The sequence below is a fragment of the Mesorhizobium sp. B2-3-10 genome (assembly GCF_006442275.1).
GTDB classification, from domain to species: domain Bacteria; phylum Pseudomonadota; class Alphaproteobacteria; order Rhizobiales; family Rhizobiaceae; genus Mesorhizobium; species Mesorhizobium australicum.
Genome location: NZ_VFVT01000005.1, coordinates 286,089 through 308,026, shown reverse-complemented (window position 1 = coordinate 308,026; position 21,938 = coordinate 286,089). Strand labels below are relative to the sequence as shown.

Genomic DNA, 21,938 nt, shown 5'->3' with positions numbered 1-21,938 from the left:
TTCGCGTCCAGGCTTCTTCAGGAGGTGGACGCCATGCCGTCAACAACCGCTATCACCGTACAGCAACTATCCCGTCTGATTGGTCTGCCGGGCGCGCCTGTGATCGTCGATGTCCGTATCGATGAAGACTACGACGCCGACCCGCGCCTGCTGCCGGCCTCTCACCGGCGCAATTTCAAAACGGTCTCGGCTTGGGCAAACGACCTTGCCGGCAGCCAAGTGGCCGTCGTTTGCCAGAAGGGGCAAAAGCTTTCGCAAGGGGTTGCCGCGTGGCTGCGGCATGAAGGCATTGCCGCCGAATCCCTCGAAGGCGGCTTCGAAGCCTGGCGCGATGCCGGCGGGCTTCTGGTCCGCGCCGACAAGATACCTTCCCGCGATGAAAAGGGCCGCACCGTCTGGGTGACGCGGGCTCGCCCCAAGGTCGATCGCATCGCTTGCCCATGGCTGATCCGGCGCTTCATCGATCCCGACGCGGTGTTTCTCTTCGTCGAACCCGCTGAAGTTCCGGCTGTCGCAGACCGCTTTCAGGCCGTGCCTTTCGACATCGACAATGTGTTCTGGAGTCATCGCGGCGAGCGCTGCACCTTCGACACGATGATCGAGGAGTTCGGGCTGGAATCCCAGGCACTCGATCGGCTTGCCACGATCGTGCGCGCGGCCGACACCGCACGCCTGGATCTGGTTCCTCAGGCAGCCGGATTTCTGGCCGCCTCGCTTGGCCTGTCACGCATGTTCCGCGACGATCTGGAGCAGCTGGAGGCCGGCACGATACTCTATGACGCGTTCTTCCGCTGGTGTCGCGACGCCACTGACGAGACGCACAACTGGCCGGGCGGGGCAAAGCCGTCATGAGCAGCCTCATTTCGGGCAATGATGCCGACCTCGTCGAGGCGCCGGCGGTCCCGAGCTTCCGCGAAGCCACGAAACTCTGGGCGAAGATCGGATTGCTGAGCTTCGGCGGGCCGGCGGGGCAGATCGCGCTCATGCACAAGGAATTGGTCGAGGACCGGCGCTGGATCGGCGAACAGCGTTTCCTGCATGCGCTGAACTACTGCATGCTGCTGCCCGGTCCCGAGGCCCAGCAACTCGCCATCTATATCGGCTGGCTGCTGCACAGGACGATCGGCGGCCTTGTCGCCGGTGTCCTGTTCGTGGTGCCCGGCGCACTGGTCATGCTCACCCTGAGCATTCTCTATGCGCTCTATGGTGATGTCCCGCTGGTCGCGGCGCTGTTCTTCGGGGTCAAGGCCGCCGTGCTCGCGGTCGTGGTCGAGGCGGTGATCCGCATCGGCCGCCGCGCCTTGAAGAACCGGTTGATGGTGGCGATCGCGCTCTGCGCTTTTCTCGGCATCTATGTGCTCGCCATCCCGTTCCCGCTCATCGTCCTGATTGCGGGATCGGTGGGATGGGTGGGAAACCGTGTCGCGCCAGCCCTGTTTTCCGGCGCGGCGCACGGCAAGAACGACGCTCCCGATATCAGGGGCGCGGTCGACCTGATGTTCGAACGCGGCGAACTGGCCCATACCAGGCCGACACGATGGCATGCGCCGCGCACCATCGCGATCTGGCTGCCGATTTGGCTCGGGCCGGTTCTGTTGCTGTGGGCGCTCACCGGGACGAGCAGCGTGTGGACGCAGATTGGCGGCTTCTTCAGCCTCATGGCGGTGGTCACCTTCGGCGGCGCCTACGCGGTTCTTGCCTATGTCGCGCAGGCAGCCGTGCAGTCCTTCGGCTGGCTCGCCCCTGGTGAAATGGTCGATGGCCTCGGCCTCGCCGAGACCACGCCGGGTCCACTCATCCTGGTGTTGCAATTCGTCGGCTTCATCGCCGCGTTTCGCCACTCCGGCTCGCTGGACGCACTGCTTGGCGGATCGCTTGGAGCGCTGCTGACGCTGTGGGTTACGTTCACACCCTGCTTCTTCTGGATATTCCTCGGCGCGCCCTACATTGAGGCCCTGCGCGGCAACAAGGCCCTGTCGGCCGCACTGGGCGCGATCACCGCCGCCGTGGTCGGCGTCGTCATGAACCTTGCTCTGTGGTTCGCCTTGCACGTCGTCTTCCGCGAAGTACGCATGACGGGCCTTGGCATGAACGTGCCGGTGCTTTCGTCGATCGACTGGCGAGCCGCGCTGCTTTCGGTCGCCGCCATGGTCGCCATCCTGAAGTGGAAAACCGGTGTGCTGCCGACGCTTGCGGGATGCGCTCTTGCCGGCGTGTTGCTGCTCGCCGCGGGCGGCTAGTGGATGTCGCCCGGAAGTGTCTTCGGTTCGGGAAAACGACATGCATCGAAACAAGATCTAAGGCGCGTCGCATGAATCCGTTTCGACGCGACGCGCTTAGATTTTCCGGCTCCTTTGTATTCCGCTTCCGAACCACCTAACTGGTGGAAAACGGATTGGACCAGCAATGGCGGGACGACGCTCTTCCCTCGGCTTTCTCGGCATGTTCGGCCGCTCGGGTGATTTGCGGCAGCTCGATGCCGCCTTGCGTGGCGCCGACCTGCATCCCGCCCTCGTGCCCGAAGGGGTGAAACTAACCATCGTCAATCTGATGAGGGACCACTGGCCCGAGGAGCCGCCGCCGCAGGCCTATCCGCGGGTAGCGAACCTGTTCAGCTACTGCATCGCGGGACCGGAAACCTTCGAGCGTGCGCAAGGTCCACAGCAGCGGCTCGACGCGGAGCGCCGGATCGAGGCCGCTCTCGAAACCGGCGACGATCTCGATGCGCAGATCGTGCTGATGGCACTGCACGCCAAGCTGATCAACGCCGAGGTGGTTGAGCGCTTCCGGCTGGGCGCCGACTGAGTGCTTTCGTGAAACGCTGAAACCACGCTAAGCCCGGCTTATCTCCTGGAGATACCAGCCGATATAACGCAACTCGTTGTACTCCATCGGCGCGATCGGTCCGGGCACGAAATAGTGCGAGCGTACGCCGCGCGCCGTATGCTCGATGATCTTCTTGTCCTCGTCCGTGGTGACCTTCCACAGCCAGGTCAGTTTTTCCAGATCGTAGTCCTGGCCTTCGACAGCGTCGCCGCGCACCAGCCAGATCAGTTCCATCTCGCAGGTCTGAGCCGTTTTCGGGATGAATCGGTAGATCATCCCGTGGTCGGGGTAGCAGACGAGGAAAGTCGTGCCGCCAAGATGGATGGAGGTGACGCCGCCGTCATAGTCGGTGAAGCGGCCCATCAGTGGCGCGACGGGGGAGCCGTCCCGGCTTCCGCTCGAAACGCCGTCGTAAAGCGCGTAGCGGAAGGTGTGGATCGCCTCCTGGCCGGCGGCCGAATTCTGCCAGCGATCGCCGCTGCCGATCTCGATACCGAGAGCGCAGGTCCGCTGTTCCATCGCGGCATTGAGCTGCTCGATCATTTCCGCGGGCTTTTCCAGCGCGTGCGTCTGCGAATATTCGGGATGTGCCGGTCCGCAATGGTAGCATTCGACGTAATTTTCGACGGCGAGCTTCCAGTTCGCGTCGAGCGGATAGCTTTGGCGATAGGCCACCTTGGCATCGCCCCAACCATATTGTCCGCAACTCGTGCGCAAGGATTGCTCGATCGGATCGAAATCGAGCGGCGTCTCGGCGAAGGAGATGAAGACAAGGCCGGTCGCGACGCGGACATGGAGCTTCTTCAGCCCGTGCGCGGTGCGGTCGAAATCCTTCGGCATCAGCCTGGCGGCGCGCAGCGAGCCGTCATTGGAATAGGTCCATGCATGGTACGGGCAGACGAACACTTTCGCGTTGCCCTTCTCTTTGGTGCAGACCTCGGCGCCGCGATGGCGGCAGACATTGAGCATGGCATGCACGGTGCCATCCATGCCACGCGACAGGATGACCGCCTCGTCACCGAGCTTGAACAGTTCGAAGTCGCCGGGGTTGGGAATGACGCTGGCATGCGCCAGGCAGTGCCAATGGCGGCGGAACAGACGTTCCATGTCCCGCTCGAAAATATCCTGGTCGTGGTAGAATGGGCGCGTCAGGCCGTAGCCTGGCCGGTGCGAGGCCACCAGCCGATCGATGGCATCTTCGGTATTTGCGGCTTGCTGGATAGGATAGACGCTCATTTGTCGTTCTGCCCAATGGTTGGTTCTGTCGGTGGCTATCTGTATGTCGGTCTTCTGGCTAGCCGCCCATGCTCGCTCGCGGCAGGTGGATCAGGTTGCCGAAGCGGGCGCGCAATCTGTCGTCGACCAGCTTGGGCACGTGCCGCGGAAATCGTTCCGCAAGGATGCGCTTCTTTTCGTCGATCGCCCGGGCCAATATATCAGGGCGGCCTTTTTCGTTCCATTCCTTCGGTGAGGAACGGTCGCCGAAGGCGGGATAAAAACGCTCTGCCCGGGCCGACTTGAGCGTTTGCTCGTTATCAAGATAATGGCCCGGACCCTTGAGGCAGACATCGGCGATGGTGTCGATCGAGAGCGCTTCGTCCGTCACTTCGATGCCGCGTGCGCAGCGCAAGCAATGGCCAAGCATGTCATTGTCGATGATCAGGCTTTCCAGGCAGAAGCCGAGCAGCGAGGCATGCATGCCGGCCGATTCGTAGACGAGGTTGAGGCCCGAGAGGCCGGCCATCACATTGGTGATGCCCTTCTCGTAGCCGGACTGGATATCGGGCAGTTTCGAGTCTGTCATGCCGGCGGCCGAGCCGCCGGGCAGGTCGTAGAATTGCGCCATCTGCGCGCAGGCCGCCGTTACCACCGCCTGTTCGGCCGAGCCCCCGGCCATGGTGTTGGTGCGCAGGTCCGACATGAACGGCCAGGCGCCGAAGATCGCCGGATGTCCCGGCTTGAGTGCGTTGACATATACCAGGCCAGCCAGCACTTCGGCCACTGCCTGCGCGACCGCGCCGGCCATCGCCGCCGGAGCGGTTGTTCCGGACTGGCCGGTGGAGAGGAGCAGGATGGGGATGCCGCCTTCGACACAGGCCTCGAGCACGCCGCAGGCATCCTCGGCGAACTTCATCGGTGGCACGACGAAGGAGTTGGAGTTGGAAACGAATGGCCGGGCGCGGAAATTCTCCTCGCCACCGGCGATGGCATAGAGCATTTCGAGCGCCGGCTTCACATTCTCGCGCACGGTGAAGGACGTGCCGACATGCTTCGACGTCCCCATCACGCAGGCGTAGAGCGTGTTGAAATCCATATCGAGCGGGTCGGCGATGTCGCGCGCCACCATCGGCCGCTGGAAAAAATGGATGTTGCTCAGTCCATCGACGATGCGGGCGGCGTCATAGATGTCCTGCAGCTTCGATTCGCGATACTCGCGTTTTTCGAGATCCACCAGATGCACGGCGATACCCGCCGTGCCGTAATGGACGCGCTTGCCCTGGATCACCATGTCGTGCCTGGGGTCCTGGCCATGCAGCGTGAAATGCCGCGCGGCTCGCTTGATGGTGTCGAGTACGAGCGCACGGGGGAAACGGATGCGGCCATCGTCGCCATGGATGGCGCCAGCCTTGGTCAGGACTTTTATGCAGGACGGGATGGCGTTGGCGAAGCCGACCGTTTCCAGAAGCGTCAGCACGCCCTCATGAATGCGCTCGCAGTCGTTTCCGCGCAATGGCCCGTAACTGCCGCCTTCCATGGCTTGGTGTAGTGGCCCGTTTGGTGGAATGGCTGATTTCACCGCACGTCCCGTTTCGCGGTCGCCGGAGCGTTGTGGACGACGGTTCGCCGGCATGTCCTGCTTTTCGACAGCCACTGGCATGGAAGCACTCCACCTCTACCGGCAGGAGCTCGTGGCGGTTGGTCCACCATCAACCTGCTTCTTCTCTGACGCCGACTATGCCGCCGGCACTGGCCCATCCTATGAGCCAGCTGGCCCAGCTACATGTGCCAGACCTAAAACAAACCGGAGCCGCTGAGAAGCGGCTCCGGTCACGAAATCGGCTTGATGGATCAGGCGGCGGCCGGCCTGCGTCCGGCTGCGGTGGCGAGTTCCCGGATGCCGGGCTCGATGTGCTGCAGAGCGATAGAGGAAATGCCCAACCGCATGAAACGCGAAGGCTTCTCGGTGCGGTCGAAGAAGCGGTCGCCGGGCTCGATGATGACGCTGCGCGAGGCCGCGGCTTCGGCCAAACCGCGGGAATCGGTGCCGCGGGGCCCTTCCAGCCACAGCGACGTGCCGCCGGCCGAGTCGGTCGAGCGCCATTCCGGCAGGAAGGCCGAAATCGCATGGACCAGCCGCTTGCGCCGCTCGTCGAAGGCGCTCGACAGCCGCCGCACCAGCGCTTCGTGATGGCCGAGCGACAGGAACAGCGCCACGGCGCGCTGATTGTTGGCCGGCGGATGGCGCAGCATGAAGCGGCGCAGCGCCCTGAGTTCGGCGATCAGTCCAGCGGAAGCCACGATGTAGCCAAGCCGCAGCCCCGGGGCCAGCGTCTTCGACATCGAGCCGACATAGACGACGCGGCCGGAACGGTCGAGGCTCTTCAATGCCTGCTGCGGCGCCTCGTCGAGAAGCTGGCTGTCATAGCCGTCTTCGATGATGATCTGGTTGTGCCGGTTGGCGCGCGCCAGAAGATCCTGCCGCCGCTCCGCCGACAACGGCACCATGGTCGGGCAATGATGACTGGGGGTGACGAAGACGAAGCCGGAATCATTGGGAATAGAAGAGGTTACGATACCGGACTGGTCCACTGGCACCGGCTCGATGTCGGCGCCCGCGAGCCGGAAGATCGAGCGTGCGTCGGGATAGCCTGGATCCTCCATCGCCACTTTCGAGCCCTTGGTCATCAGCAGCGAGGCCAGCATATAGAGCGCGTTCTGGGCGCCCAGCGTGACGATGATCTCGTCGGGATTGGCGAAGATGCCGCGCCGGGGCAGCAGCCGTGCCTGGATTTGCTCGATCAGCAGCGGATCGTCGCGGTCGACCATGTCGGACGCCCAGTTGCGGATCTCCAGCACGGCCAGCGCCATGCGGTTGCACTCGCGCCACTCGGCGGTCGGGAACAGCGCCGGGTCGAACTGGCCGTACACGAAGGGGTAGGAGGACTTGATCCAGTTCTCGTGCTTGGCGGGCGGCGGCATGTCGCTTGCCGCGATCTGCCGGCGCGCCTTCCAGTCGATCTCGTTGGCCTGGTCGGGTGCTTTCTGGTGCGGCTTGGCGGGTGTCGCCAGCACGTCCGGATTGACGAAATGGCCGCGCCGCTCGCGCGCCACCAGGAAACCCTGGTCGACGAGCTGCTGGAATGCCAGCACCACCGTTCCGCGTGCGACGCCGAGTTTTTCGGCCAGGATACGGCAGGAAGGCAGCGGCATCGAAGCGGCGATCTGGCGGTCGAGAATCGCGGCCACGATGGCTTGGCGGATCTGCGCCTGCAGGGTCTGGCCGGATTCAGCCGAAATCCGGAACAGGCCGGACCATATCGCCGTGTCGTTTCTCTGTGGCATGGAAGATGTTCCTCGATGGCCAGCTTTTTTCGCTTGGCTGGACCAGCCGAACGTAACCGTGGCACAAGGGGTTGCGCCAATCAATTTTTCTGATCTTTGGGATTTATGCCAGTGATCCTTCAAGCTCGAAATAAGGCGCGGCCCCTCGCTCTCGACACCACCTCGCTCCTCGATACCCACCTCCTTGCTCGATACATTGTGTCATCGCATCGTGATGTGCTGCGTCATCGCCGCGTATTGACCGGATGGATTTCGGCTCAATAGTTGGGGCGCGACGACACGCGCCGGAAACATCCGGTCTGATATGGTGCGTCGAAAAAGCCAGGAGTCCCCGCCAGTGGATCAGTCAGCCTTCCAGAAACAGCTTGCCGCCCTGCGCGACCATCGCGCCGCGGCCCCGGGCGACATGCGCCAGGCCTTTGCCGCCGATCCACAGCGCTTCAAGACATTCTCCGCCGCTGACGGCGACCTCCTGCTCGACTGGTCGAAATGCGCCGTCGACGCGACGACCATGGATTTCCTTGAGAAGCTCGCCGCCGCAGCCGATCTCGAAGGCCGTCGCGCCGCCATGTTCGCCGGCAAGAAGATCAACATCACCGAAGACCGCGCCGTCCTGCACACGGCGCTGCGCAACCTGAGCGGCAAGGGCGTCACGGTTGACGGCCAGGACGTCAAGGCGGAAGTCATATCCGTGCTCGACGCCATGGGCGCCTTCGCCGATGCCATTCGCTCCGGCAAGGCAACAGGCGCCACCGGCAAGAAGATCACCGATATCGTCAACATCGGCATTGGCGGCTCCGACCTTGGTCCGGCCATGGCGACGCTGGCGCTCGCCCCATATCATGACGGCCCGCGCGCCCACTATGTCTCCAACATTGACGGCGCTCACATCCACGACACGCTGAAGGGGCTGTCCGCCGAAACCACGCTGTTCATCATTGCCTCCAAGACTTTCACCACGGTCGAGACGATGACCAATGCGCAGACGGCGCGCGACTGGGTGCAGAAGGCGCTCGGCAAGGAGGCCGTGGGCAAGCATTTCGCCGCCGTCTCGACCGCGCTCGACCTGGTGGCCAAGTTCGGCATCGAGCCGGATCGCGTCTTCGGCTTCTGGGACTGGGTCGGCGGCCGCTATTCGCTGTGGGGCGCGATCGGCCTGCCGGTCATGATCGCCGTCGGCCCAAGGAATTTTCGCGCTTTCCTCGACGGCGCGCACGAAATGGACGAACACTTCCGCACTGCGCCGCTCCAGAAAAACCTGCCGGCGCTCCTCGGGCTGGTCGGCTGGTGGCACCGCGTGGTCTGCGGCTATCCGGCCCGCGCGGTCATCCCCTACGATCAGCGCCTGTCCAGGCTGCCGGCCTATCTGCAGCAGCTCGACATGGAATCGAACGGCAAGAGCGTTACCCTTGACGGGACGCCGGTGACGACGCCGACCGGGCCGCTGGTCTGGGGCGAGCCAGGCACCAACGGCCAGCACGCCTTCTTCCAGCTGCTGCACCAGGGCACCGATTTGATCCCCGTCGAGTTCCTGGCCGCCGCCGTCGGCCACGAGCCTGATCTCAAGCATCAGCATGACCTGCTGCTCGCCAACTGCCTGGCGCAGTCGGAAGCGCTGATGAAGGGCCGTACGCTGGAAGAGGCGCGCGCGCAGATGCTGGCCAAGGGCATGAAGCCGGCCGATGTCGACCGTATCGCGCCGCATCGTGTCTTCTCCGGCAACCGGCCCTCGGTGACCATTCTCTACCGCAAGCTCGACCCGCGCACCTTCGGCCGGCTGATCACGCTTTACGAGCACCGCGTCTTCGTCGAGGGCACGCTGTTCAACATCAACTCCTTCGACCAGTGGGGCGTCGAACTCGGCAAGGAATTGGCCACCGGCCTCCTGCCTGTCGTGGAAGGCAAGGAAAGCGCCGCAAACCGGGACGCCTCGACCAGGGGCCTTGTGGAACGCATCCACCAATTGCGTGGTTCGGAGTGAAGCGCTTGGCTGACATCAAGGGGATATTGTTCGACAAGGACGGAACGCTTGTCGACTTCAACGCGACCTGGCTCGGCGTCGCCGACTTCATGGCCATGGACGCGGCCGACGGCGACCGCTGGAAAGCCGACAGGCTGCTCGCGGCCGCGGGCTTCGATTTCGCCAACCGGCGCTTCAAGCCCGATTCCATCTTTGCCTCCGGCACCAATCTCGACGTTGTCGAACTGTGGTTCCCGCGCCTGTCCAATGAAGACCAGATGCTGGCCGTTGCCCGTTTCAACGAGATCACCTCGGTGCAGGGCTCGACGATGGCGGTGGCGCTGCCAGGCATCGCCGACACGCTGGCTCTGCTGCACAGGCGATCCTACCGGCTTGGCGTCGCCACCAACGATTCGACCAGCGGCGCGGAAAAGACGCTTGTCACGCTGGGTGTCGCGCAACTGTTCGAAGCCGCCTATGGCTATGACGCGGTGGCCAACCCCAAGCCCGCCCCCGACACCATCCAGGCCTTTTGCGATCTTACGGGGCTCAAGCCGTCTGAGATCGCCATGGTCGGCGACAACAGGCACGATCTCGAAATGGCGCGTGCCGGCGGCTGCGGCCTGGCGGTGGGCGTGCTCTCCGGCACCGGCACGCGCGAATCGCTGGCCGAGATCGCCGATGTCATCCTGGATTCGGTTGCCGATCTGCCGGATTTCCTTTCGACGCGGGTCAAGGAGACGGTCTGATCGGCAGGGCGGCGTACTGTTCGGGCTGGAGGCGAAAGACAGCGCTCGGCTTCAGCGCGGCGTCTTTCGCCTCGCCGAAATCCGGCACCTTGTATTCGGCAAGCAGCCGCAGCCGCGAGCGCGGCAGATAGGCCCGGCCCGGATCGCCGACCAGCACCTCGATGCCGGCGGCGACGCAGCGGTCGAGGAAAGGCATCATCCCCAAGGCGACACCTTGCCCGTAGAACACGTCGCCGGCGAGCACCAGGTCCACGGCGGGCGGTGGCCCGGTGGTGATGTCGTTCCCCATTATCGTGATCGTGACGCCATTGGCCGCTGCATTCAGCGCCAGCGCGGCAACGCCGTTCCGATCGACCTCGGCGGCCATCACCTCACACGCGCTGGCCTTCGCGGCGGCAATGCCGACAAGGCCGGAGCCGGCTCCAAGGTCGAGCACGCGGCGGCCCGCCACGATCTCCGGATGGTCCAGCACATAGCGCGCCAGCACGGCACCGCCTGCCCACGCATAGGCCCAATAGGGCGGTTGCGGCTCCTGCGAATCGGCGTCATCGCCTTCAGCAAGGCGCCTCAGCCCGCTGCTCGGGTGGGCGCTATAAAGCCAGATTTCGGGAAGCGCCGGCACCGATGCCAGGCGCATGTTCGCCTTGATGAATTCCGCCGGGTCGAGGCGCGGGCGCCGGTCCGGCGTATCGTCGTTGACGAGACCCACTATTCGCGCAGCGCCCGCCGCAGGATCTTGCCGACCGGCGTCTTCGGCAATTCGGTCCTGAACTCGATGTATCTGGGCCGCTTGTAGCCGGTCAGGTTCTCGCGGCAAAAGGCGGTAATGGCCTCGGCGGTCAGGGCCGGGTCTTTCTTGACGATGAACAGTTTCGGCACTTCGCCCGAATGCTCGTCCGGCACGCCGATCGCCGCCACTTCGAGCACGCCGGGATGCGCCGCCACGACTTCCTCGAGTTCGGTCGGATAGACGTTGAAGCCGGAGACGAGGATCATGTCCTTCTTGCGGTCGACGATCTTGGTGAAGCCGCGATCGTCCATGAAGCCCATGTCGCCGGACTTGAAGAAGCCGTCCTTGGTCATCACCCTGGCGGTCTCGTCCGGCCGGTTCCAGTAACCGGCCATCACCTGCGGTCCCCTGATGCAGATCTCACCGACTTCGCCGAGCGGTACGTTGTTGCCGTCGTCGTCGCGAATGGCGATTTCGGTCGAGGGCAGCGGCAGGCCGATAGTGCCGGTGAACTCGCCGGAGCTGAACTTGTTGGCCGTCGCCACCGGCGAGGTCTCCGAAAGACCGTAGCCTTCGCTGATGGGGCAACCGGTCAGCGCCTTCCAGCGCTCGGCGACACCCTTCTGTACCGCCATGCCGCCGCCAAGCGTCAAGAGCAGCGGCTTGAAGTCGAGCTTGCGAAAGTCCTCATTGTTGAGCAGCGCGTTGAACAGCGTGTTGAGGCCCGGAAAGATATGGATCGGATACTTGCCCATTTCCTTGACGAAGCCGGGAATGTCGCGCGGATTGGGGATCAGTATGTTCTGGCCGCCCATCTGCATGCCCATCAGCGCATTCACCGTCAGCGCGAAGATATGGTAGAGCGGCAGTGCGCAGACGAGGTTGAGATGCGCCGGCTTTGGCTTGACGGTGTAGGCGTCCTGCAGCCACAGCGCATTCTGCGCGACATTGGCCAGCACATTGCTGTGCGAGAGGGTCGCGCCTTTCGAGATTCCGGTGGTGCCGCCGGTATATTGCAGAAAGGCGACATCGCTGGCGGCCACCGTGGCCGGCTTGAAAGCCATGCCGCGGCCAGCCTTGAGGGCCGCGTTGAACTTGACATGGCCAGGCAATGACCAGGCCGGCACCATCTTCTTGACGCGGCGCACGACCAGATTGACGATCGAGCCCTTCAGGCCGCCGAGCAGGTCGCCCATGGCCGCGACGACGATGTGCTTGACCGAGGTCCTGGCGACGACCGCCTGCAGGGTGTTGGCGAAGTTTTCGAGGATGACGATGGCCTGCGCCCCGGAATCCTTGAGCTGATGCTCCAGTTCGCGCGGCGTGTAGAGCGGATTGACGTTCACCACCGTAAAGCCGGCGCGGGCGACCGCCATCATCGCTATGGGATACTGCAGCACGTTCGGCATCATCAGGGCGACACGCGCGCCCTTCTGCAATCCTGTGGACTGCAGGTAGGCTCCGAAGGCCGCCGAAGACTGTTCGAGCTGCGCGTAGGTAATGGACTTGCCCATGCACGTGAAAGCCGGCTGGCCGGCGAACTGCTTGCAGGCGCCAACGAGGAAGTCGCCGATGGAACCGTAGGGAAGGGCGCCGATCTCGGCCGGCATGTTCTTGGGATAGCTGTTGAGCCATGGCTTTTGCGGCAGGCCGGCGGCGAGTTCGGTGAGCGCCTTCGGCAGCCGTTGGCTGGTCGCTGTGGCTGGCTTGGAGACCGGTGCAGCCTTCGCTGGTGGCGAACTCTTCGTCGTCGCGGTTTTGCCTGTTCCGGCCTTGCCCGATCCGGCCTTGGTCGCGGGCGCCTTTGCCGGCGCGGCCTTCGACGCCGGCTTCGCGGCGGTCCTGGCGGTGGCCACGGCTTTTGCCGCGGGTGCTTTCTTGCCGGCCGCCGCCTTCGCGGTCGCGGCCTTGCCCGCGGCCTTGCCTTGCCCGTCGCCGCCGGCGGCTGGCCTAGGCCCCGCCTTGGCCGACGCTTTCACCGGCGCCTTCGATGCTTTTGCCACCCGTTCCTCCTCGACAACCCTGGTCGCCTGTTCTCGCTGGCCCCTACCGCGCCGCCTCCGGATTGATGGAGACGTCCCTCCGCTGTGCCGCCTGTTTATCTATGTATTGCCTCTATCGGCGGCGGTGCAAGTCTTGCCCTAGCGGCAGGATGCCGAAAGATTTGCCGCCGAAAACCTTTCCCGCCGGCCACGGCTGGAACGGCATCTTTCCGCACCGGCGGCGGATGAATACTGGGCGCGGCACCCTTGTCGCCGGACGTCTGATCAATAAAAAAATGCGGTCGTTAAAAATATCGTGAATAGAAAAAAGTGCTAATTTTTTCTGCCATTTAGCAAAATTGCGGATTTTTTTCCTGCTTCCCGCGGGGTAAGCAAACGGGGTGTTCCAAACCCGGAAAAACGGTGCTTATATGCGCGCTTCGCGAGCCTGATAGAGGGGCTTGGAAGAACATCAGGGAGTGCTCAATGAAGAAGAAATTGACTTTTGCAGCCGCGTTGCTGGCTGCAAGCGTCCTGGGCGGCGTGGCCAACGCGAAAACTCTGGTCTATTGCGCTGAAGCGTCGCCGGAGGGTTTCGACCCGGCGCCGTATACCGCGGGCCAGACATTCGACGCGTCCTCGCGCACCGTGTTCAATCGCCTTGTCGAATTCGATCACGGCAAGACCTCGGTCTCGCCCGGCCTGGCGGACAGCTGGACCATTTCCGACGACGGCAAGGAATATACCTTCAAGCTGCGCAAGGGCGTCAAGTTCGCGCCCACCGACTACTTCACCCCGACCCGCGACCTGAACGCCGACGACGTGGTGTTCTCTTTCGAGCGCCAGGTCGACAAGAACGGCCCCTGGTTCCAGTACATACCGGGCATCGCCTACCAGTATTACAATGACCAGTTCGGCGACAACATCACCAAGGTCGAGAAGGTCGACGACCTGACGGTGAAGTTCACCCTCAAGGAACCGGCAATCACCTTCATTCCGACCCTGGGCATGGATTTCGCCTCGATCGTCTCGAAGGAATATGCCGACAAGCTGCAGGCCGACAAGACGCCTGAACTGTTCAACCAGAAGCCGGTCGGCACTGGGCCGTTCATCTTCGTCGACTACCAGACCGACGCCGCCATCCGCTACAAGGCCAACCCGGACTATTGGGGCGGCAAGCAGAAGATCGACGATCTGGTCTTCGCCATCACCACCGATCCGGCGGTGCGCGCGCAGAAGCTGAAGGCCGGCGAATGCAACATCATGTCCTACCCGGCACCGGCCGACATTGCCGGCCTGCAGGCTGATGCGAACCTGACGGTCGCGGAGCAGGAAGGCCTCAACGTCGGCGCGCTGATGTACAACACCCAGCAGAAACCGTTCGACGACGTGCGTGTCCGCAAGGCGCTCAACATGGCCATCAACAAGAAGGCCATCATCGACGCGGTGTTCCAGGGCGCCGGCCAGGTGGCGATCAACCCGATCCCGCCGACCATGTGGTCCTACAACAAGGACGTGAAGGACGACCCGTACGATCCGGATGCCGCCAAGAAGATGCTTGAAGAGGCCGGCGTGAAGGACCTCAAGATGAACGTCTGGGCGATGCCCGTCTCGCGTCCGTACATGCCGAACGCGCGCCGCACCGCCGAGCTGATCCAGGCGGACTTCGCAAAGGTCGGCGTCACCGTCAACATCGTCAGCTACGATTGGGGTGAATACCTCAAGCGCGCTTCCGCGGTCGATCACGACGGCGCCGTCATCGTCGGCTGGACCGGCGACAATGGCGATCCGGACAACTTCCTCGGCGTGCTCCTGAGCTGCGCTTCCGTTGGTTCGAACAACCGCGCGGAATGGTGCAACAAGGACTTCGATGCGCTCATCAACAAGGCCAAGACGGTTTCCGACCAGGCCGAGCGCACCAAGCTCTACGAACAGGCACAGGTCATCTTCAAGGAGCAGGCACCGTGGGCGACGCTCGCCCACTCCAAGGTGTTCATGCCGATGCAGAAGACCGTCTCCGGCTTTGCGATGGATCCGCTCGGTATCCATCGCTTTGACGGCGTCGATATCGCCGAATAAGGTTCGCGAAACGGGGCGGCGCCACAAGGCGCCGCCCCACCTCGCCCGCCATGCTGCGTTATATCCTCGGCAAGCTCGCCCTCATCATCCCGACCTTCATCGGGATAACCATCCTCGCTTTCGGCTTCGTGCGCATCCTGCCCGGTGATCCGGTGCTGGTGCTTGCGGGCGAACGTGGCCTGTCGCCCGAACGCCATACGGCGCTGATGCACCAGTTCGGGTTCGACCTGCCGATCTGGCAACAGTATCTGACCTATCTGACCAATATCCTCGGCGGCGATTTCGGCACCTCGTTTTCAACCAAGACGCCGGTGCTCAAGGATTTCCTGGTGCGGTTCCCGGCCACGGTCGAACTCGCCATCTTCGCCATGATCTTCGCCGTCATCTTCGGTGTCGCCTTCGGCATTTTCGCTGCCATCCGCCGCGGCTCCTGGTTCGACCAGCTGACCATGGGCACCGCGCTCGCCGGCTATTCCATGCCAATCTTCTGGTGGGGGCTGCTGCTGATCATCGTGTTTTCCGGCACGCTGCACTGGACGCCGGTCTCGGGCCGCATCGACCTTCTCTATTTCTTCAAGCCGGTGACCGGCTTCATGACCATCGATTCCCTCATCTCGGGCCAGAAGGGCGCCTTCCGCTCGGCGGTGTCGCACCTCATCTTGCCCACCATCGTGCTCGGCACCATTCCGCTGGCGGTCATCGCCAGGCAGACCCGCTCGGCCATGCTCGAAGTGCTGGGCGAGGATTATGTGCGCACCGCGCGCGCCAAGGGCCTGGCGCCGCGGCGCGTCATCGGCCTGCATGCCTTCCGCAACGCGCTGATCCCGGTCGTCACCACGATCGGCCTGCAGGTCGGCACGCTGTTGACCGGCGCCATCCTGACCGAGAGCATCTTTTCGTGGCCGGGCATCGGCAAGTGGATGATTGATGCCATTTCCAAGCGCGACTATTTCACCGTGCAGGGCGGGTTGCTTTTGATCGCGCTGATCGTCATGTCGGTGAACCTTATCGTCGACGTGCTCTATGCCGTCATCAACCCGCGCATCCGGGCGAATTGACATGACCAATGAAGGCCCAGCCACCATCGAAGCCGCAACCGTCGTCAAGCCGCAGGATGCGCGGCTGCAGATGTTCGCCGAATTCTGGCACTATTTCTCGATCAACAAGGGCGCGGTGATCGGCCTCTTCGTCTTCGCCCTGCTGATCCTGATCGCCATCTTCGCGCCGTTGCTCGCCCCGCATTCGCCTGATGACCAGTTCCGTGACTTCTTCCTGACGCCGCCGGCCTGGCAGGCGGGCGGCAACGCACAGTTCCTGCTCGGCACCGACGCCGTCGGCCGCGATATGCTTTCGCGCCTGATTTACGGCTCGCGATTCTCGCTCGCCATCGGCTTCGTCGTCGTCACCACGGCACTGATCTCCGGCGTCATCCTCGGCCTGCTCGCCGGCTACTGCCGTGGCTGGGTCGACACGCTGATCATGCGCATCATGGACATCATCCTGGCTTTCCCGTCGCTGCTGCTGGCCCTGGTGCTGGTCGCGGTGCTCGGCCCAGGCCTCGTCAATGCCATGATCGCCATCGCCTTCGTGCTGCAGCCGCACTTCGCCCGGCTCACCCGCGCCGCCGTGATGGCGGAGAAGACCCGCGAATATGTAGTCTCGGCCAAGGTCGCCGGGGCCAGCCATCTCAGGCTGATGCTGGTCACCATCCTGCCCAACTGCATCGCCCCGCTGATCGTGCAGGCGACGCTGTCCTTCTCCAACGCCATCCTCGAGGCGGCCGCCCTCGGCTTCCTCGGCATGGGGGCGCAGCCGCCGACGCCGGAATGGGGCACCATGCTTGCCGAAGCGCGCGAGTTCATCCTGCGCGCCTGGTGGGTGGTGACCTTCCCGGGCCTTGCCATCCTCATCACCGTCTTTGCCATCAACCTGATCGGCGACGGCCTGCGCGACGCGCTCGACCCCAAGTTGAAGAGGTCGTGAGCATGTCCCTGCTCGAGATCAAGAACCTCACCGTTTCCTTCGACACCGCCGCCGGACCGTTCATGGCCGTGCAAGGCATCGACCTTTCGGTCGAGCCGCGCGAGGTGCTGGCGATCGTCGGCGAGTCCGGCTCCGGCAAGTCGGTTTCGATGCTGGCGGTGATGGGGCTGTTGCCCAACACCGCGACGGTCAAGGCCGACCGTATGGCTTTCGATGGTGTCGACCTGTTGAAGCTCAGCCCGTCCGAACGCCGCAAGATCGTCGGCAAGGACATCTCGATGATCTTCCAGGAGCCGATCGCCAGCCTCAATCCATGCTTCACCGTCGGCTTCCAGATCGAGGAAGTGTTGCGCTTTCACATGGGCATGGATCGCGCCCAGCGCCGGGCGCGCGCCATCGAGCTGATGAAGCTGGTCGGCATTGCCGATCCGGAAGAACGGCTGAGCTCTTTTCCGCACCAGATGTCGGGCGGCCAGTGCCAGCGCGTCATGATCGCGATTGCCATCGCCTGCAATCCGAAGCTCTTGATCGCCGACGAGCCGACGACCGCGCTCGACGTCACCATCCAGAAGCAGATCCTCGATCTCCTGGTCTCGCTGCAGGCCAAATACGGCATGGGCCTGATCATGATCACCCACAATATGGGCGTGGTGGCCGAGACCGCCGATCGCGTCATCGTCCAGTACAAGGGCCGCAAGATGGAAGAGGCCGACGTGCTGTCGCTGTTTGAATCGCCGAAAAGCAATTACACGCGCGCGCTTCTGTCGGCGCTGCCGGAAAACGCCGTCGGCGACCGGCTGCCGACTGTGTCCGACATGCTGTTCGAGCCTGCCCCTTCGGCAGCGGGAGCCTCGGCATGAGCACCACCGTCCTTGAAGGCAAGAACATCGTTCGCGACTACCATATCGGCGGCGGCCTGTTCTCCGGGCCGCGCACCGTGCATGCCGTCAAGGGCGTCTCCTTCACGGTGGACAAGGGCAAGACGCTGGCCATCGTCGGCGAAAGCGGCTGCGGCAAGTCCACGCTCGCCCGCATCATCACCTTGATCGATCCCGCGACGTCGGGCGAGCTCTTCATCGACGGCAACAAGGTCGATATCGCCAAAGGCGGATTGACGAAGGAGATGCGCCGCAAGGTGCAGATCGTCTTCCAGAACCCTTACGGATCGCTCAATCCGCGCCAGAAGATCGGCGATGTGCTGGGCGAGCCGCTGCTCATCAACACCGACAAGCCAGCCGCCGAACGGCGTGACCTCGCCATGAAGATGCTGAAGAAGGTCGGCCTCGGTCACGAGCACTATAACCGCTACCCGCACATGTTCTCGGGCGGCCAGCGCCAGCGCATCGCCATTGCCCGTGCGCTGATGCTCAACCCAAGCCTGCTGGTGCTCGACGAGCCGGTTTCGGCGCTCGATCTCTCGGTGCAGGCGCAGGTGCTCAACCTGCTCGCCGACCTGCAGGACGAATTCCAGCTGACCTATGTCTTCATCAGCCACGATTTGTCGGTGGTGCGCTACATCGCCGACGACGTGATGGTGATGTATTTCGGCGAGGCGGTCGAATACGGCCCGCGCGACGAGGTCTTCGCCGACCCCAAGCACAGCTACACCAGGACGCTGTTCGCCGCGACACCGCGCGCCGACGTGGCGAGCATCAAGGCGAGGCTGGCGAAGAAGAAGGCCGCCTAAGGTCGCAAGCCATGCAAATGGCCGACGTCAGCGCCGCCCCTCATTGTCCTGCCGGACATTTCTCCCCGTATAGTGACCGGGAGAAAAACGCTCTCACGGCCGGTTTCGCCACCACCAACATTGCGAGCAGGGTGCCGAGGGTGCGGCCAGCCTCTTCTCCCCGTCACTATACGGGGAGAAGGTGCCGGCAGGCGGATGAGGGGCAGCGCGACGGCCCGGATCGATCGGTGCGATTGCCGCGAGCCTGACTCATCACGACAGCTTGGCGATAATAGCCCGCAAAGCCTCGCCGAACTTTTGCACCTCCTCGACCGTATTGTAGTGGACCAGCGAGGCGCGGATGGCGCCGCTGTCCATCGACAGGTTGAGGCGCTTCATCAGCCGCGGCGCGTACATGTGGCCGTCGCGGATGCCGATCTGCATCTCGGCCATTTCCTCGACGATCCGCTGCGGCGACAGCTTGCCGATATTGAAGCAGAAGGTCGGCACGCGCTCGTTGATGCGCGCCTCGTCGGCGACACCGTAGATGGTTGCGCCGCAGCCCTTCAGCACGCCCATCATCTCGCGCGCCAGAATGAGTTCGTAGTCGCGGATGGCGCCCATGCCGGCGACGATGTTTTCGCGTCGCGAGCGGTTGTTGGAGGGCGCCAGATTGCGGCCGATCAGTTCCAGATATTGCACGGCGGCATCCATGCCCGACACGTTCTCGTAGATGAAGGTGCCGGCTTCCACCTTGTAGGGAGGCTCGTCCGGAATGAAATCCTCGCGGAAGGTCGGCAGCCGCTTCAGCGTCTCGAAGCGGCCCCACAGAAAGCCCATATGCGGCGAGAAATTCTTGTAGCCGGAGCAGACGAGATAATCGCAGCCCCAGGCCTGCACGTCGATCAGCCCATGCGGCCCGTAATGCACGCAGTCGAGGAACACTTCGGCGCCGGCGGCCTGGGCGATTTGCGCCACCGACGCGACGTCAACGATCGAACCGATCGAGTGCGCCGTCACCGTGCAGGCGACCAGCCGCGTGCGGTCCGAAACCAGTGGCTTGAGATCGTCGACATGCAGGTTGCCATCCTCACGCATGCGCCACCACTTGAATTTGGCGCCGGCCGATTCCAGCGCCAGCCAGGTGGCGATGTTGGCGTCGTGGTCCATGTCGGTGATGACGATCTGGTCGCGTTCTCCAAGCATCTGGCCGATGCCGAGGCTGACCAGGCGGATGAAGGAGGTGGCGTTCATGCCGAAGCAGATTTCCGCCGGGCTGTAAGCATTGATCAACAGTGCGACGCTTGTCCGCGCATCGGCGACCGACTGGTCGACGGTGACGCTGCGGCCATAGCGGCCGCCGCGCTGCACATTGTGCGAGACCAGATGGTTGGTCACCGCGTCGAGCACGCTCTGCGGAATCTGCGCCCCGGCGGCGTTGTCCATGAAGATGAAATCGCCGGCCCGCTGCAGGGCAGGAAACATGGCGCGGATAGTGTCGACGGGAAAGCCGCCGGTGACCTGGGAATTGCTCAAGGATATCTCCTGCGAAGTGCTTGCGGGGTGGTGAGTGGTCAGCGGGTCTTCTCGGTCTTGAAGCGGGCTTCAAGCAGGCTGACGAGACGAACCATCGGCCAAAGGAAGATGAGATAGACCAGCGCCGCGCCGATCAGCGGCGAGGGGTTGGCGTAGAGCGACTGTGCGTTGGTCGCTTCCTTGAGCAGTTCCGGCAGCGCCACGGTGGAGGCCAGCGACGTGTCCTTGAACATCGAGACGCAGTTGCTGGTCATCGGCGGGATGACGACGCGCACCGCCTGCGGCAGCACCACTTTGCGCAAGGTCAAAAGGAACGGCAGGCCAAGCGCCTGCGCCGCCTCGAACTGGCCGCGCGGAATGCTCTCTATGCCGGAACGGAACACCTCCGCCGAATAGGCCGACATGATAATGGCGAACGCGGTCACCGCCGACGCCCAGGACGATAGGCGTATGCCGAGGAAAGGCAGCGCATAATAGATCAGGATCAGCACGACCAGGACCGGCAAGGCGCGGAAGATGTCGGTGTAACCGACCGCCAGCCAGCGCAGCGGCTTCGGCGCATAGAGCCGCAACAGGCTGATCACCAGGCCGATGGGAATGCCGATGCCGATGCTGAGCAGGCCGAGCAGCAGCGTGTTCAGGAAGCCGCGCAGCAACGCCGGCAGGCTCGATGCGATGACGTCGGCGTTGAAGAAAGTGTCGATCAGCGACATCGAGGCATTCCCGAACGGTGTTGCGTCATCTGACGCCAGAGCCCGACCCGGAACATCAAGATCGGCTTTGCCGAACGGATGCCAGTCCCGGGAAGGTCATGCGTGAAAAACGGGACGTGCCGACCCCTTGGGGCCGGCACGCATTCCGTCTGGCCGCCGCTCAGGCCTTGGGCATAGGCATTTCCTTGACGGTCGAGGAATCGGCCGGCGCGTCGCTGCCGAACCACTTCTTGTGGATCGCGGCCAACGTGCCGTCCTTCTTCATCGCCGTCAGCGCGTCGTTGAGTTTGCCGAGCAGCGGATGATCCTTGGTCATCATCAGGCCGTACTGCTCGCCGGTCTTGATGCGCTGCTTGACCTTCAGGTCCTTCATCTTCGTAAAGGAATATTCCATGCCGGGAATGTCGCTGACGGCGGCGTCGATACGGCCGGCGCTGAGGTCGAGCAAAAGGTTCTGCTGCGTGTCATAGCCCTTTACATCGCTGAAGCCGTCGGCTTCCTGATGCGCCTTGACCCAGGTCTCGCCGGTCGAGCCCGAGAGCACGCCGACGATCTTGCCCTTGAGGTCCGCCTCGGCGTTGACCGCGCTGTCGGTCTTGGTCGCGATACCCATGTCGGAATCATAATAGGGCTGGGTGAACGACTGCGACTTCAGCCGCTCCGGCGTGATGGTGATCGAGGAGATGGCGACGTCGATGCGCTTCGAAGTGGTCGCGGCGAACAGCGCCTGGAAGCCGAGATCGGCGATGTCGGTGGTCATGCCGGCGCGCTTGGCCGCCTCGTTGACGATGTCGACTTCGAAACCCTCGAACGTGCCGCTCTCGTTCTTGTATTCAAAGGGCGGATTGGTCGGGTAGGCGCCGACATTGAGCACATCGGCGGCATAGGCGGTTGCCGGTCCGGCCGCGATGCCGATTGCCGCGGCGACAAGGATGAGATTGCGACGATTGAGCTTCATTGGTGGTCCCTCTGGGGTGTTCCCTCTGGTTGTTGATCGGGCGGGCTGGCCCGCACGGTTCTTGCCGTCCCGCCTCCCAGCGGGGCGTCAATTCATGATGGCGGCCATGCGCTCGAGCGCAGCCGCGATTTTGTCGCGGTCGCATACGCATTCACGCGCGAAAGGTTGGCGATGGTCTCGGTACGCAGGTCGT

18 protein-coding genes are annotated in these 21,938 nt (G+C 63.5%); 10 read left to right on the top strand and 8 right to left on the bottom strand.

Features of this window, described 5'->3' with window-relative positions:
- The first annotated feature begins 33 nt into the window (after positions 1–33).
- From FJ943_RS16935 to FJ943_RS16925, 3 genes are all read left to right on the top strand, one after another.
- Positions 34–852: a chromate resistance protein ChrB domain-containing protein gene (locus FJ943_RS16935; RefSeq protein ID WP_140723119.1), complete on the top strand. Its 819-nt coding sequence runs from the start codon at positions 34–36 to the stop codon at positions 850–852.
- Complete coding sequence (gene chrA, locus FJ943_RS16930; RefSeq protein WP_140723116.1) at positions 849–2,240, top strand: chromate efflux transporter; 1,392 nt, start codon at positions 849–851, stop codon at positions 2,238–2,240. Before FJ943_RS16935 ends, chrA begins: the two co-directional genes overlap by 4 nt.
- Before the next feature lie 166 nt (positions 2,241–2,406).
- Complete coding sequence (locus FJ943_RS16925; RefSeq protein WP_140723113.1) at positions 2,407–2,805, top strand: hypothetical protein; 399 nt, start codon at positions 2,407–2,409, stop codon at positions 2,803–2,805.
- 27 nt (positions 2,806–2,832) lie between these two features.
- Here the strand turns inward: FJ943_RS16925 and FJ943_RS16920 are convergent, their stop codons facing one another.
- The 3 genes from FJ943_RS16920 to FJ943_RS16910 form a co-directional block, all read right to left on the bottom strand.
- Entirely contained in the window at positions 2,833–4,062 is a 1,230-nt protein-coding gene (locus tag FJ943_RS16920) for an aromatic ring-hydroxylating dioxygenase subunit alpha (protein WP_140614851.1), read from the bottom strand.
- 58 nt (positions 4,063–4,120) lie between these two features.
- The gene (locus tag FJ943_RS16915) at positions 4,121–5,704 is read right to left on the bottom strand and encodes a trimethylamine methyltransferase family protein (protein WP_140714163.1); all 1,584 of its coding nucleotides are present in this window, start codon (positions 5,702–5,704) and stop codon (positions 4,121–4,123) included.
- A 191-nt stretch (positions 5,705–5,895) separates the two neighbouring features.
- Positions 5,896–7,389, bottom strand: a complete 1,494-nt coding sequence (locus FJ943_RS16910) for a PLP-dependent aminotransferase family protein (protein ID WP_015314107.1) — start codon at positions 7,387–7,389, stop codon at positions 5,896–5,898.
- 304 nt (positions 7,390–7,693) lie between these two features.
- On the opposite strand from FJ943_RS16910, the gene pgi reads away from it, so the two are divergent.
- Together pgi and FJ943_RS16900 are read left to right on the top strand one after the other, a co-directional pair.
- Positions 7,694–9,370: a glucose-6-phosphate isomerase gene (pgi, locus tag FJ943_RS16905; protein WP_181174572.1), complete on the top strand. Its 1,677-nt coding sequence runs from the start codon at positions 7,694–7,696 to the stop codon at positions 9,368–9,370.
- Positions 9,371–9,375: 5 nt separating this feature from the next.
- The gene (locus FJ943_RS16900) at positions 9,376–10,098 is read left to right on the top strand and encodes an HAD family hydrolase (RefSeq protein WP_015314105.1); all 723 of its coding nucleotides are present in this window, start codon (positions 9,376–9,378) and stop codon (positions 10,096–10,098) included.
- On the opposite strand, the gene FJ943_RS16895 is transcribed toward FJ943_RS16900, so the two are convergent.
- Both FJ943_RS16895 and FJ943_RS16890 read right to left on the bottom strand, forming a co-directional pair.
- Positions 10,082–10,807, bottom strand: a complete 726-nt coding sequence (locus FJ943_RS16895; protein WP_140723107.1) for a methyltransferase — start codon at positions 10,805–10,807, stop codon at positions 10,082–10,084. The two genes, FJ943_RS16900 and FJ943_RS16895, sit on opposite strands and share 17 nt — an antisense overlap.
- Complete coding sequence (locus FJ943_RS16890; protein ID WP_140723104.1) at positions 10,807–12,831, bottom strand: long-chain fatty acid--CoA ligase; 2,025 nt, start codon at positions 12,829–12,831, stop codon at positions 10,807–10,809. The genes FJ943_RS16895 and FJ943_RS16890 overlap by 1 nt, the downstream gene beginning before the upstream one ends.
- Positions 12,832–13,296: 465 nt before the next feature.
- On the opposite strand from FJ943_RS16890, the gene FJ943_RS16885 reads away from it, so the two are divergent.
- The 5 genes from FJ943_RS16885 to FJ943_RS16865 all read left to right on the top strand — a co-directional run bounded on the left by FJ943_RS16885 (position 13,297) and on the right by FJ943_RS16865 (position 18,559).
- Positions 13,297–14,889 (top strand): ABC transporter substrate-binding protein, encoded by a 1,593-nt coding sequence (locus FJ943_RS16885; RefSeq protein WP_015314102.1) that lies wholly within the window; start codon positions 13,297–13,299, stop codon positions 14,887–14,889.
- 50 nt (positions 14,890–14,939) lie between these two features.
- Entirely contained in the window at positions 14,940–15,947 is a 1,008-nt protein-coding gene (locus tag FJ943_RS16880; RefSeq protein ID WP_015314101.1) for an ABC transporter permease subunit, read from the top strand.
- A gap of 70 nt (positions 15,948–16,017) precedes the next feature.
- Positions 16,018–16,872, top strand: a complete 855-nt coding sequence (locus tag FJ943_RS16875) for an ABC transporter permease subunit (RefSeq protein ID WP_174361976.1) — start codon at positions 16,018–16,020, stop codon at positions 16,870–16,872.
- Positions 16,873–16,874: 2 nt separating this feature from the next.
- Complete coding sequence (locus tag FJ943_RS16870; RefSeq protein ID WP_015314099.1) at positions 16,875–17,732, top strand: ABC transporter ATP-binding protein; 858 nt, start codon at positions 16,875–16,877, stop codon at positions 17,730–17,732.
- Positions 17,729–18,559, top strand: a complete 831-nt coding sequence (locus FJ943_RS16865) for a dipeptide ABC transporter ATP-binding protein (RefSeq protein ID WP_140714153.1) — start codon at positions 17,729–17,731, stop codon at positions 18,557–18,559. The genes FJ943_RS16870 and FJ943_RS16865 overlap by 4 nt, the downstream gene beginning before the upstream one ends.
- Positions 18,560–18,811: 252 nt before the next feature.
- Here the strand turns inward: FJ943_RS16865 and FJ943_RS16860 are convergent, their stop codons facing one another.
- The 3 genes from FJ943_RS16860 to FJ943_RS16850 all read right to left on the bottom strand — a co-directional run bounded on the left by FJ943_RS16860 (position 18,812) and on the right by FJ943_RS16850 (position 21,745).
- Complete coding sequence (locus FJ943_RS16860) at positions 18,812–20,074, bottom strand: cysteine desulfurase-like protein (RefSeq protein WP_181174571.1); 1,263 nt, start codon at positions 20,072–20,074, stop codon at positions 18,812–18,814.
- A 38-nt stretch (positions 20,075–20,112) separates the two neighbouring features.
- Positions 20,113–20,787, bottom strand: coding sequence for an amino acid ABC transporter permease (locus FJ943_RS16855; RefSeq protein WP_015314096.1), 675 nt, complete (start codon positions 20,785–20,787; stop codon positions 20,113–20,115).
- A gap of 160 nt (positions 20,788–20,947) precedes the next feature.
- Positions 20,948–21,745: an ABC transporter substrate-binding protein gene (locus tag FJ943_RS16850; RefSeq protein WP_140614841.1), complete on the bottom strand. Its 798-nt coding sequence runs from the start codon at positions 21,743–21,745 to the stop codon at positions 20,948–20,950.
- Positions 21,746–21,938: the final 193 nt, after the last annotated feature.